The organism is Solidesulfovibrio sp. (assembly GCF_029978005.1).
Lineage (GTDB): Bacteria > Desulfobacterota > Desulfovibrionia > Desulfovibrionales > Desulfovibrionaceae > Solidesulfovibrio.
Map to the genome: position 1 here is coordinate 31,242 of NZ_JARKOZ010000046.1, position 13,020 is coordinate 44,261.

Below are 13,020 nucleotides of genomic sequence, written 5' to 3' on the forward strand. Positions count from 1 at the left end.
ACACCCTCCTTGGCGGGGAAATTGGTTCGGGTCCGGCCTCGGCGACGACGGCGGGGCACTTCCCCAGGCCGCGGCCGCAGGCAAAGCGACCCGGGGCTGACCGGACAGCCCCCATCAAAAAGCATGCACGGCAAAGATTCAAGGCAACATACCAATATTACGAGATTTATTTTCCGGAATCAAAGCCCGGGGGCCGCAAGGATCGCCCAATAGTCGGCGGGAAGCCCGGGATCGGGCAAGGGAGGCGCTTGCCGGGGCGCGGTGCGCGGGGGCTGCTGACGCAAAGACCTGACGAGCGCGGGTTCGCCGGAGGTGGCCCCCCAAGCCGGCCGCCACGGCCACGGCGACGGCTGCGGATAGGGGCGGGACGAGGATGGCGTCGGCCGTCAAGCCGCCCCGGACGGCGGCGGCATCCGCGGCATTGGCGCCGCGCCGGCGGGTCCTGTTCAGGAACCGCCGGACGAGGGATCGATGTCGCAGGCGAGGCGCACGCCGGCCCGGGACACCCCCTTGGCGTGCTGCACGGCGAACCGGATCAATTCCGCCGAGCTCTTGAGCCCCAGCGATTCGATCATCGTGTACTTGTGGAATTCCACGGTCCGGGAGGAAATCCCTAGAATGGCGGCGGATTCCTTGACGGAAAACCCTTCGGCGATGAGTTGCAGCACTTCGCGCTGCCGGGCGGTCAGCTGGGAAAAGGCGTCCGCGGACACGGCGGGCTTTTCGCGCTGGTACTGCAGCAATTCGCCGGCCAGAAGCGGCGTGATGTAGGTCTTGCCCTTGAGGCCGCAACGGATCGCCGTCAGAAGCTCCGACGGGGCGGAGTGCTTGAGCACGTAGCCCAGGGCCCCGGCCTCGAAGGCGCTGGCGGCGTAATCCACGTCCACATGCATGGTGAGGAAGATGACGGCCACGGACTTGTGGCGCTTCTTGATCTGGCGCACGGCGTCGATGCCGTTGAGCAGCGGCATGGAGATGTCCGCCACCACGGCGTCCGGGCGCAACCGGTCCACGGCCTCGAGCAGGGCCCGGCCGTCCTCGACGATCCCGACCAGTTCGTAGTCGGGTTCGAGCAGGCCGCGCACGCCCTCGGCCACCATGCGATGGTCATCGGCCAGCAGGATTCTCGGCTTGATCATGCCGCTTCTCCTCCAAGGGAACCGTCACGTGGATCACGGCCCCCTGGCCCGGTTCCGAATGGATGGCGAATTCCCCTTTGGCGTACTGGACCCGCTCCCGCATACTGGCCAGGCCGATGCCGGGAGTCAGCTTGGCGCAGTGGGGCTTGAATCCGGCGCCGTCGTCCTTGATGGTCAGGACGAGTTTATCTTCCGTGCCCTGCAGGGAAATGTCAACGCGGCGGGCACGGGCGTGCTTGGCGATGTTGCGCAGGCCCTCCTGGACGACCCGGTAGAGGCACAGGGCCGTATCGAGCGGAATTTCCGTGAATTCGCCCTCGAAACTGCAATCCGCGGCCAGGCCTTCCCGGTCGGAGAAATTGAGGCACATGGCCTTGACCGCCCGGACGAGGCCGAAATCCCGCAGCTTCGAGGGGTGCAATTCCCGGGACAGCGCATGCATATCTTCGGAAAGGCTTATGATCTTCTTTTTCGCATCGATGATTTCGTCCAGAATCCGGCCTCCCGGCTGCCGGATGTGCAGCTCGACCGTGCCGATCTCGATGGCGATGGCGGCCAGGCGCTGGACGAAGTCGTCGTGGAATTCCCGCGACAGCCGGCTGAGTTCCTCTTCCTGGGAGAAAATCAGGCGTCTGGCCAGGGTCTGCAGCTCGTGCTGGCTGCAGCGCAGGGCGACTTCCGCCTTTTTCCGTTGCCGCAGGTTGAAGAGCAGGCCGACGACCAGCAGGGACTGCAAGGCGAAAAGAATCGCCGTGCCGACGATGTACTGCTTGTAGCGATCCCAGGTCGTGGATTCCCGGTACAAGACGGTTGCGTCCCGGGGCAGCAGGTCCTCGTCGAGGCGGAAACGGCTGAGTTGCCGCCAGTCGTAGAGCGTGACTTTCGTGTTCATGCCGTCGTTGAAAGGGATTTCGCCCGCCGGTTGCCCGGACAGAATGCGCAGGGCGATCCTGCCCGCCTCGAGCCCTTGCAGCCGCATGCCGACCATTGGTCCGCCGACGATCCCGCTGCCGAAATAGGAGTCGTAGATGCCCCAGATGGGGCAGCCGGCGTAATTCGACAGGGAAGGGATCACTTCCCTGGGCACGAAGAAGCGCCCCTTGGCATCGACGAAGAGCGTGGAGAAAAAAACCAGGGAATCCGGCGGAAGGCTCTGACAGCGGTCAAGGATCTCGCCAAGGGCGAGGCCGCCGAGGTCGATGAGTTCGACGCGCGGCTGCAAGGCCGTGAGGGCCTGGCGCAAAAGCATGGCCCTGATGATGTCGTTTTCGAACGCCCCGGAAATGAGCACGGCATGCTTGGTTTCGGGCTTGAAGCGTAGCGCCGAGGCCACGAGCCGGCGGGCCAATTCCGAGGGTTCCAGGACGCCGCTGACGCGTTTGCCGAAGGAGGAGGCGAGAATGTTGCCCTTGTACGGTTCGGGAATGTCGCAGACCACCACCGGAACCCCGGGGAAGACCTCCTCCGCCCGTTCGATGAGGAAATGCGTCGCCGGCACGTCCACGGAAATGACGAGATCGATGGGAATGGCCCCATACCGCTGCCGCAGCAGGTCGGACAGCGCCTGGCGCTGGTTCTCGTGGCGAAATCGCGACAAGTCCAGATACTCGGAAAAAATCTGCACGCTGAAAGGGGTTTTCTCGGACAGCGCCTCCCGCAGGCCGTTCTCCGCCAGTTGCGTGGCGGGAAAATCCAGGGGCATGGAGTAGAGGATCACCACCCGTTTTTCGACGCGGACCGAAGCGGAGGCCTCGGCGGCCAAGGCGACTGCGCCGTGCGACGAGAAAAGCGGAGTCCACGGGCTTCCCAGACAGGCAAACCACAAGAGGCACACGCACAGGCGTCTTGAAAAAAAACGGGCGGATGGCGTCCGCATAGGCGTTTCCAGGCGTTTTCCCAGCAACGAGACCTCCCGTCCCGGACGGCGCTTCCATCGTCTCCGACAAGCGGCGGCAAGGTCAAGGGACCCTGCCGCCGCCTGGGCGGCCGCGTCGCGGCCTATTCGATCTCCTCCAGGCTCTTGCCGCCGGTCCGCTTGCCCCACAGCAGCAGGGGCACCACCGGCACCAGGTACAGGAAGCCCACGGCGCCGAAGACGCCGGCGAAGCCGTAAGCCTGGTGGATGAGCGGAATGAGCGGCTGGGAGGCGGAAACGGACAGCCGGGCCAGTCCGTTGTGGAATCCGGTGGCGGTGTTGCGCATCTTGGTCGGGTAGGATTCGGCCGTGTAGGAGAACAGGATGAAGTTCACGGCCATGTTGACGACGGTCACGGTGAAGCCGGCGCAGATGAGCCCGGTCAGGCCGTCCATGAAGGCGAAGGCGATGGCGCTTAGGCCCGTGGCCACGCTCAGAAGCCCCAGGGGGATCTTGCGGCCGCCCCGGTCCGACACGAGGGAGGCCAGGAAGCAGCCGATGGGCACGCCGATGCTGATGATGGTGGCCGCGGTGAGGCTCTCGGTGACCGTGAAGCCCTTCATCTTGATCAGCTGCGTGGTCCAGGTGGTCAGCAGGAATCCGGCCGGGGTGATGGTGACGAACAGCAGGATCAAAAGCGACGTGCGCAGCAGGTAGCGCCTGGTGAACATGCCCGTGAGCACGCTCGTGAACCGGACCTTGGCTTCGACTTTCCGGCTCGCCGCGGACAGGTCGATGTCGCGGTGGGTCATGAAGGCGACCACGGCCTCGGCCTCGGCGACGCGGCCCCGGGAGACGAGCCAGCGGGGCGATTCCTTGAGGTATTTGAGGCCGAAGACGAAGGCGACCAGGCCGACGCCGCCGGCGTAAAAGATGATGCGCCAGGCCTCGGGCCCCATGGGGATGATCAGGCGGCAGAGAAAGGCGACCACGGGCACGGCGCAAAACCCCACGGCCGCCACCTTGCCCTGCCATTTCCCCCGGCTTTCGCACGGCGACATCTCGGCGATGTAGGTCTGGGAAGTCACCATCATGCAGAAGACGCCGAACCCGGTCAGGGCCCGGAACACGGTGAAGACCGCGAAGCTGTCCGTGAAGCCGGTGACGATGGAGGAGATGGAAAAGACCAGGATGGAACACAGGAACGTCTTGCGCCTGCCGATCAGGTCGGAAATGACCCCGCCGAGGAAGCCCCCCGAGGTCATGCCGATGAAATACCAGAAGACGATGGTGGCGATGTCGGTCATGGCCAGGTTCCAGGACTGGGACAGGGCCGGAGCCACGAAGCCGAAGTTCCAGTTGTCGAGCTGCTCGAAGAAGTAGGCGGCCATGATGATGAAGAACAGGAACTTGTGCACGCCGCTGACGGGGACGCCGTCGAAGTAGTTGTTGGCGAAACGCCCCGTGGGCAGTGCCCCGCCGGCGCTGTCCGACGCCGGCGCGCAGGCTTCGCCCTGCCCCATGGACGCCGCGTTTCCGGCGTTTTCGAGGACTTTGTCCATGCTGTATTCGGCCATGATGCTTTTCTCTCCTTTGCGGATAACAGGCTGTCGTTGGCCCGCCGTCGCGCGTCGCCTGCCTGGCGCGGCCCGGGGAATCCCCTCCTCCCGGGCTCGGGCCGCCTCCCCTTGGCGTGCGCCCCGGCGCTTGCGGCGGGCGCGGGCGAAATCCGGGACGCTGGCCGGGTTTCGCTGTCAATGATCGAAGGATCGCCGCGTCAGCGGCGCGCGGCGCGCCTCGTCTCCCCCGAATCCGCGGCCGAGGATTCGGGGGAGGCCTTTGTCAGTTCTTGCCCGCGGCGGCGGTCTTGTAGACGTCGAGGAACTGCGGGCAACCGGGGGCCAGCGGCGTCTTGCGCCCCAGGTCGCGCCCCTTGAGGCCGGGATAGTCCGGGCCGTAGCGGTAGGCCCGGTGGATGGCGTTGCTCATCATCTTGTGATGGCCGGGCAGGGAATCGTGGTCCTCGTCGAGCAGGCACTTGGGCTGGGCCATGGCGATGGGGCTCACGAAGTCCCAGACGATCTGCTTGTCCGGCGTCACCTCGAACAGGTGGCCGTGGTGGGTCGAGGTCACGAGCACGTTGCCGTTGGGCAGCTTCTGCACCCCGCCCTGGCGGTAGCTGAAGAAGCTGTTGATGTCCCTGGTGGCGTATTCCCAGACCACCTTGCCGGTCTTGGGGTCCATCTCCACCACCCGGGAGCGGTTGCCCTGGGGGCGTTCGGAGCCGTTGTCGAACATGAGGACGTGGCCGTTTTCCAGGGGCGTGACGCAGTGCTCGCCGAAGACCTGCTGGTCGCCGTCGTCGTACCAGGAGGGGGACTTGCCCGCGCCGTAGGCCGCCGGGTTGCCCCAGCGGTACTCGATGGCCCCGGTCTTGTGGTTGATGAGGTAGAATTCGCTGAAGTTGCGGGAATTGAGCAGGATCTGGTCCGTTTGCGGCAGGTAGGTCACCGTGTTGAAATGGGTCCAGTCGAAGTTGGGGTAGACGTCGCCCGTGGGCTGGGGCAGGTGGAAATTGATGTCGAGCTTGTCCGGGCCCTTGCCGACGTGGTCCCAGGCGTGCCATTCCCAGACGGTCTTGCCGTCCTTGTCCACCTCGCGCACGAAATCCACCCAGAAGTCGTTGTGCTCCACGCCGTCGCTGACGACCGGCCTCTCCGGGATGGTCTTGGGGTCGCGGCCCTTGGCCAGGGCCTCCTGCTTGGACTTGCGCTCCCAGGCCAGGATGAGGGTGTTGCCGTTCGGCATGCGGTGGAAGGTGTGGTGCTGGTAGTGGTCCTGGTCGGCGAGCTTGTATTCCCAGACCACCTTGCCGTCCCAGTCGATCTCCTGGACGACGCCGCCGATGCCGCCGAAGCCGTTGTCCTTCTGCTCCAGGTGGCCGCCGCGCAGCAGGTTGCCGTTGGGCAAAAGCTCGGCGTAGAGCCCGGCCGGGTACTGGCACTGCCATTCGTGGACGACGTCGCCGTCCATGTCGATCAGGTAGGTGGTCTTGCTTTTGACCGTGGGCGAAACCAGGGTGTAGCCCTGGTAGGCCTTGGCCTTGTCGTGCAGGAGCACACCGGTCGGCCCGACCATGGCCTCGTAGGCGAAGGCCGAGCCGGCCGCCAGGAGCAGTCCGGCCAGGACCAGCGCCGTCGCCGTCGTCTTGATCGCCGTTTTCATCTCGCAGTCCTCTTCGTTCGTTGCGGGTTGAGGATGCAAACGCCCCTGCCGCCCCTTTCGCGCCAAGCGCCCGCTACCGGCAGCGCAGGAACCGTTCCGCCGACAAGGCGGCCACGGTGCCGTCGGCCACGGCCGTGGTGATCTGGCGGAAGGGCTTGTCCACGATGTCGCCGGCCGCGAACACGCCCGGCAGGCTGGTGGACGCATCCGGCGCGGCCGGGATGTAGCCGGCCTTGGTCAGTTCGATCTGATTTTTGAACAGCGCGTTGTTGGGGAGTTGGCCCAGGAAGACGAACACGCCGTCCACGGGCTCGCGCCAGGTCCTGCCCGAGGCGACGTCTTGCAGCACGGCCGCCGTCAGCCGGCAGTCCGTCGTCTCCAGGTCCACCACCCGGGTTTCGGTGTGGCCCTCGGCCTTGCCCGAGGCGAACAGCGCCTCCTGGGCGGCGGCCGCGGCGAAGAACCTGGGCATGATCTCGACGAGGGTGACGTGGGCCACGCCGAGGGACAGGAGGTAGAGGCTCTCGTCGAAGGCGCTGTTGCCGCCGCCGGTCACCAGGACCCGCTTGCCGGCGTAGGGCGCGCCGTCGCAGATGGCGCAGTGGTGGACCTGGTCGCACTCGGTGGGGACGTCGAGCGCCACGGGCTTGCGCCCGGTGGCCAGGATCACGGCCGGGGCGCGGTACACGGCCTCGTCGGTCTCGGCCGTCTTGACCTCGCCGGCCAGCTCCAGGCGCTCGATCTCGCAGACTTCCTCCACCGGCACGCCCAGGCCGTCCACGTGCTCCCGCATGCGGCCCATGAGCTCCATGCCGTGGATGGACGGGTAGGAGGGGAAGTTCTCCACGACGTAGGTGGAATTGACCAGGCCGCCCGTGATGTTGGATTCGAGGACGATGGCCTTGAGCTTGGCCCGGGCGGCGTAGACGGCGGCGGTCATGCCGGCCGGCCCGCCGCCGATGATGAGGCAGTCGTAGCGGTGTTCCGGTTTCATGGCGCGCTACCCCGCCTGGTACAGGGCCAGGAGTTCCTTGGGATTCATGAGCCCGGTCTTGGTCCGGCGCACCGCCCCGTCCTTGATGACGCACACGGTGGGGGCCCGCTCGGCGCCAAGCGCCCTGGCCGCGTCGGGATTCTTCTGGATGTCGAGCCCCAGCAGGACCGCGGCGGGTTGGAGCTGGCCGAACTTTTCCAGGACCTTCTCCATGTTCTTGCAGTGGGGGCACAGTTCCTTGAACACGATGCACACGCCGGCCGGCGTGGCCGCGATGGCTTCCTGGTAGTCGGCCTGGGTGATTTCCTTGATCATCGCATCTCCCTGAGCGGGGCCGGGCCTGCCGAGGCGCGGCCCCGCTCGTCGTCCCTGTGTCGTGCCCGCGAAATATCTGCAACGTATTCCTTGGACAGCACGCTTTGGTAGTTATGTTTCTCTAGAAAAATGCCATCGTATTTTTCTAGGGGCGCTGCGCTAGAGGGTCTTGAGCTCGCCGATGTACAACTTGATCTTTTGCAGCAGGTCGGCGGCCAGATCCTTGTTGTCGGCGATGATGTTCTTGAGCTGGAAGGGGTCCTTGCGGCGGTCGTAGAGCTCGTCGCTGTCGGGCACTTCCTGCTTGGCCCCGGCGGTGCAGGACCACATGGCCTCGTCCTTCATGATTTCCTTGCCCGGGCTGTCGGCGTTGGCGTAATCGCGCTGGCTGCAGTTTTTGAGCAGCCAGTGGATGTAGGTATGGTCTTCGGTGATGATGGACCAGGACATGCCGAAGTAGCCGGCGATGGCGAAGTCGCGGACCTTGTCGATTTCGCCGCGCATCATGGGGAGCAGGTCCTTGCCCTGCATGTCGATGCAGCCGTAGACCGGGAAGCCGTGGCCGCCGTCCAGGTCGTTGACGTCCTGGTACAGGCCCAGGGCGCTCATGATGGTCGGCGCGACGTCCACGTTCTGGACGAAGCCCTCGATCCGCTTGCCGCCCTCGAGGCCGGGGACGTGCATCAAAAGCGGCACGTGCACGAGCTCTTCGTAGGGCCAGGGCCGGCACTTGCGCATGATGCCGTGGCCGTGTTCCCCCTTGCCCATGGGCTGGCCGTGGTCGCTGGTGATGATGACCATGGTCTCGTCCCACAGGCCCTGGTCGCGGATGGAGTCGAGGAGCTTGCCGATCTGCTTGTCCACGAGCTCGATGTTCTCGGCATACAGGGCGCGGATGTGGGCGCACTCCTCGTCGGTGATGCGGCCCTCGACGGGCGTCCAGGGCGCGAGCAGCAGCGGGTTGCCCGGCCACTCGGGGTCGTAGGGGCAGGGCTCCTTGGTCCAGACCGACGGCGGATCCCAGGGCTCGTGGGGATCGAAGGAATCGATCCAGAGCATGAAGGGGCGGCTCTTGATGCGGATGTCGCGCAGCCAGCGGTCGGCCTCGCGGGCCACGACGCTCACGTAGTTGTCGTCCTCGCTGCGCCACTGCTGCCGGAACTTGAGAAAGCACTCGATTTCCTCGAGCAGGGCCTTGCTCGCGTCGTCGATCAGCTCGCCCTTTGCGTCGTAGACCATGGTCGTCGAGGTGTAGTCGATGGGGCGCATGCCCGGATCGAGGGGCTCGTCGGCGTAGGTGGTGTGGTCCAGCTCGTGGCCGGGGCAGAACTTCACGTAGTCGAAGCCCCGGGAGTAGCCGTACTTGGGCAGGCGCATGGGCGGGGTGTCGTAGACCAGGGCGGTCTGCACCTTGCGGCCCCACAGGATGTCGGTGAGCGTCGTGTCCTCGTGGGACAGGGGCTGCCAGCCGCCGAAGGGCAGGGTGAAGCGGCCGGTCATCAGGGCCCGGCGCACGGGAACGGTGGGCAGGCCTTCGCTGTAGGCGTTCTCGAAGAGAAAGCCGTTGCGCGCGAAACGGTCGAAGTTCGGCGTCTTCACCGTCTTGTTGCCGTAGCAGCCCAAATAGTTGTGCTGCAACGTATCGAGCATGATGAAGACGACGTTTTTGATTTTCTTGTCCGCCATGCCAATCTCCTTTGCAGCCGCCCCTTGATGCGGGACCAGGCGGCCGCCAGGCTGTAGGGGCGCCATGGGCAGACGGCGTTTCGCCTGCGGCCCGACGCCCGTTTTCGTTTGTGCCAGCTAATAAGAAAGGCCTTGACGCAACAACTCGTAAAACTACGAGGTTTGCGGTCTTTGTTTTCGGGGCCGGTTTCCCGGGAAAGCAGGGTGGACAGGAGATTCCTGGCCTTCGGGGAAGCGGAGAGGCTTCGGCCGGCCCCCGCTTCCCCAGGCGGCGTCCGGGGGGCCACTTCCTTCGGCCATGGCCCTGGAAAGCGTCCGCCGCTTCACCGCCTCGCCGCAGCCAGGCGCGATTCCTGCGCCAGGATGTCGCCGCGCGACCACGCCTTGACCGCATGGCAAAGCGGCGCGGCTCCGCTTGCCGGCGGCCCCCTGGCCTCGCCAGAGGCGCGACGCCGATGCGACTCGAAAAAATAGCCGGGCAACCTCGTATTTTTACGAGTTGTCCTCGCCGGTCGTTTCTCCGTAACTCCTTCAAAAAATTGCCAGGAACGTTCCTTCCCCACGGCGGGCCAGCGGCGCCGCGCCACGGCGTCGCACCGGCGCTTCGGGGGGTGGGGGGGACGTTGGGACGCCATGACGGCGGAGAGCGCCGGAGAGCGTCAAGGAGACGTCGGCTGTTGCGGCTTCGTATCTACATGGACCAGCAAACGAGTCGGAGGGAGTAGCGAATGAAAAGGCGTTTGTGTTGCATCATGGCTTTCATGCTGTCTCTGGGATTCGCCCTGCATGCCCGGGCGGAGACCTTGGTGAAGATGCGCGGCGACTCTTTCATCATGGGCAATTTTTATGTAAACCATAACTACACGGGCTGGAACAAGACGGGGACGAAGACCGAAGACACCTTCGAGGTCTGGGAACGTTTCCGTTTGCGGGCGGATTTCGAAGCGAGCAAGGCGGTGTACTTCCGCCTCGGGCTGCGCGTCATCAACACCTGGGGCCAGGGCACCTACACGGCCGCCAACCCGGCGGCGGAAGTCCTGGTCGACCTCGCCTACCTCCAGTTCCGGGTGCCGGACACCAAGGTGGAAGTGACCGCGGGCCTGCAGGTGCTGGACCTGCCCCAGGCGGCCATCTTCAACGGCAGCGTGCTCTACTCCGACACGGTGGCCGCCTTGACGGTCAACGCGCCGATCATCCCGGACGCCTTTTCGGTGCTGGCCGGCTTCGGCCGCCTCTTCGACACCAACAGGACCTTCGACACCACCACCACCCAGCAAGGCGACGAGCTCGACGCCTATTTCCTGGCCCTGCCCATCACCGTGGAAGGCATGAAGGCCACGCCCTGGGGCGTGGTCGCCGTGGCCGGCCGCAGCGCCAACTACACGTTCAAGAACACCGCCGACGTCTCGGAAATAGGCAACTCCTTCGACAACGCCCTGTTCTCGGCGGCGAGCGTGGCCAACATGAACGCCTCCAGCGGCCTGGGGCGGTGGAAGAACGCCCAGAATCCCTATGTCTGGGCCGGAGGCAGCTTCGACGTCTCCGCCCTCGACCCCATCCGCTTCTACGCCGACGTCATCTACGGCGAAGGGGCCATGAACGATTCCAGCGCGGCCAAGCGGCACGGCTGGATGGTGGATTTCGCCATGAAATACACGGGATGGAGCGTGGCGACTCCGGAGTTGTACGCCTTCTGGTCCACCGGCGAGGACAATTCCACCCGCAACGGCTCCGAGCGCATGCCGTACATGCGCTCCCAGTGGGGACCCGGCAGAAGCTTCCTGTTTGAAAGCGGACAGGACCTCCCCCGCGACACGACGACCTACACCACGCCGGTCGGCATCTATGGCATGGCCTTCTCCCTGGCCAACATTTCCTTCGTCGAGAAGCTGTCCAACCGCCTGACCTTCGCCTACGTCCACGGCAACAACAGCCCCCGGGCCATCCGCGCGGCCCGGCTGCTGAACGCGTCCTACATGACCATGGGCCACGACCTGGCCCAGAACGATTACCTCACGGGCCTCAACCTCGACACGAAGTACGACCTTTACGAAAACCTCGCCTTGATCCTGCAGACAGGCTGGGCCCACGGCCAATTCCAGGAGAGCGTCTGGGGCCACCGTCTGGTCAGCCAGGCGGAAGCCAACGGCAACAACACCTGGTTGCTGGCCCTTGGTCTGAGCTACAAGTTCTGAGTCTGGCCGTGCCAGGAGCAAAGGAAACTCAAGGCGCTTGTCGCGACCACGGGCACGGGCGGGCGTGCCGCCGTCGGCAGGCCTGCCGCAGGCCGTCGTCGTACAGCGTCCGTCGACCGGAGCCTTCCGGCGTCCGCTGACGCAAGACGACAAGGGATGCGTCTTTGATGAACATGCCGCCTGGGTGACATTCGAGAGGCCTGGACTACCCGCAACGCCGTCGCCAGGGATGCCAGGGGTCGCCGAGAGATCGGCGGCCCCTTTTTCCGTAACGCGGCCGGCGGCTATGGCTTGCCAAGCCGGGCGCGGATGGGTTGCGTCAAATCATCGATGGGGGCGGATCGCCGGGAGGTCATACCCTTGTCCGAGTCGAAAGCCGCCTGCCTGCTCCGGCGTCAGCTCAACGGGCCGACATACCCCGTTTCCGAGATGGCTTGCGCTTGCTTGATCATGCCGTCGAGGCGCTTTTCCTCGTTTTCCAGGCCGGCGAGGGTTTGCTGGTATGCTTCTTTCTGTTCGGGAATGAGGGTCTCGGCGAGCTTGCGCCGTTCGGCGATGGCCAGTTGCAGTTGCTCTTCCTGGGTTTTGAGTTCCTGCAGCTTGGTCTTGGCGATGGTCTGGCGCTCGGTTTTCTTGTGTTTTTCAAGCCCCTCCAGCTCTTGCGCGAAGGCCGCGTTTTGTTGTTCGACCTTGCCGTTGTATTCCTGCGCGGTTTCCAACAGCTTTTCGAGTTGCTTGTTTTGCAGCTTGATATTCCGATAGGTCTCGATCTGCTTTTTCGCGATCGCGGCCGCCGTGGCCACGCCGATGAACGTGCCGACGAGGCCTCCGATTCCCGCGCCGAGCCCCGGGTTGTCGCGGCTGAGCAACGCGCCTGCGCCTGCCCCGACGCCGCCGCCGATCAACGCGCCGGCCACGATGGCCTGCGTGAAGATCTTCCGTTCCGCCGCGTTCTGGGGTTCCTGTTGCGGCGGGGCGGCCTGTTCCTCTTGCGGTTCGAAGTTCTGCGTCGTGCGGCGGGCCGGCGTGCAGGAAGCCGAGAGCAAGGCGAGAATCAACACAAGGACGAGAGGGCGTTTTCCGCACGACATGGTTTTTCTCCTCGGTTCGCGCATTCGGCGACGGGAACGCCGGAAGCTCTCCCGGACATTGCCGCCTGCCGTGCCGCATGATTCCGAAACAGTCGAACGACTACATATTCTGATCGATAAGTCTGTCGAGACGTTGTTTTTTTTCTGTAACGACGGATTGTTTGTCCTTGATGGCCTTTTTGATCTGTTGCAACCGCAGCTCGTCTTTTTGCTGTTTCGCAAGAGCACTTTGATTACGCTTGTTCTGTTGTTGCAGCGCGGCGATGGAGGCGGTCGTGGCGGCGTATTCTTTATTAAGTAAGTCTATATCATGTTCCATGGCTTTGATTTGACTCTCAAGTTCTTGCCTTTTCAGGAGAAGATCTTGTCTGCGCTGTTCTTCTTCGGCATTTTTGCGTGTATTTTCAGCGAACTTCCCTTGCTCGATTCGCATATACTCATTATAGACACACCCTGTCAACGAAAAAAGGATAACAAATAAAAGTAGCCCGGCGCGACGCCGCAGATTCTGGCGGTGCAT

Annotated in this window: 10 protein-coding genes; 1 reads left to right on the forward strand and 9 read right to left on the reverse strand. The window is 64.4% G+C overall.

From position 1 onward, the window contains the following. Positions 1-446: 446 nt before the first annotated feature. The 7 genes from Q1K70_RS04955 to Q1K70_RS04985 form a co-directional block, all read right to left on the reverse strand. A complete protein-coding gene (locus Q1K70_RS04955) occupies positions 447-1,139 on the reverse strand; it encodes a response regulator transcription factor (protein WP_300156476.1) in 693 nt (230 codons plus the stop codon). Further along, on the reverse strand, positions 1,108-2,901 hold the full coding sequence (locus Q1K70_RS04960; RefSeq protein ID WP_300156478.1) for an ATP-binding protein: 1,794 nt from the start codon (positions 2,899-2,901) through the stop codon (positions 1,108-1,110). Before Q1K70_RS04960 ends, Q1K70_RS04955 begins: the two co-directional genes overlap by 32 nt. A 236-nt stretch (positions 2,902-3,137) precedes the next feature. Continuing rightward, the gene (locus Q1K70_RS04965) at positions 3,138-4,571 is read right to left on the reverse strand and encodes an MFS transporter (protein WP_300156480.1); all 1,434 of its coding nucleotides are present in this window, start codon (positions 4,569-4,571) and stop codon (positions 3,138-3,140) included. Positions 4,572-4,836: 265 nt separating this feature from the next. Continuing rightward, positions 4,837-6,219, reverse strand: coding sequence for an aryl-sulfate sulfotransferase (locus Q1K70_RS04970; protein WP_300156482.1), 1,383 nt, complete (start codon positions 6,217-6,219; stop codon positions 4,837-4,839). Between the two features lie 73 nt (positions 6,220-6,292). Then, on the reverse strand, positions 6,293-7,213 hold the full coding sequence (locus tag Q1K70_RS04975) for an FAD-dependent oxidoreductase (protein WP_300156484.1): 921 nt from the start codon (positions 7,211-7,213) through the stop codon (positions 6,293-6,295). Between the two features lie 6 nt (positions 7,214-7,219). After that, the gene (locus Q1K70_RS04980; RefSeq protein WP_300156486.1) at positions 7,220-7,528 is read right to left on the reverse strand and encodes a thioredoxin family protein; all 309 of its coding nucleotides are present in this window, start codon (positions 7,526-7,528) and stop codon (positions 7,220-7,222) included. 159 nt (positions 7,529-7,687) lie between these two features. Then, on the reverse strand, positions 7,688-9,214 hold the full coding sequence (locus Q1K70_RS04985) for a sulfatase (protein ID WP_300156488.1): 1,527 nt from the start codon (positions 9,212-9,214) through the stop codon (positions 7,688-7,690). A 728-nt stretch (positions 9,215-9,942) separates the two neighbouring features. On the opposite strand from Q1K70_RS04985, the gene Q1K70_RS04990 reads away from it, so the two are divergent. Beyond that, on the forward strand, positions 9,943-11,409 hold the full coding sequence (locus Q1K70_RS04990; protein WP_300156490.1) for an outer membrane homotrimeric porin: 1,467 nt from the start codon (positions 9,943-9,945) through the stop codon (positions 11,407-11,409). 395 nt (positions 11,410-11,804) lie between these two features. Here the strand turns inward: Q1K70_RS04990 and Q1K70_RS04995 are convergent, their stop codons facing one another. Both Q1K70_RS04995 and Q1K70_RS05000 read right to left on the reverse strand, forming a co-directional pair. Then, on the reverse strand, positions 11,805-12,500 hold the full coding sequence (locus tag Q1K70_RS04995; protein WP_300156492.1) for a hypothetical protein: 696 nt from the start codon (positions 12,498-12,500) through the stop codon (positions 11,805-11,807). 100 nt (positions 12,501-12,600) lie between these two features. Next, positions 12,601-13,020: a hypothetical protein gene (locus Q1K70_RS05000; protein ID WP_300156493.1), complete on the reverse strand. Its 420-nt coding sequence runs from the start codon at positions 13,018-13,020 to the stop codon at positions 12,601-12,603.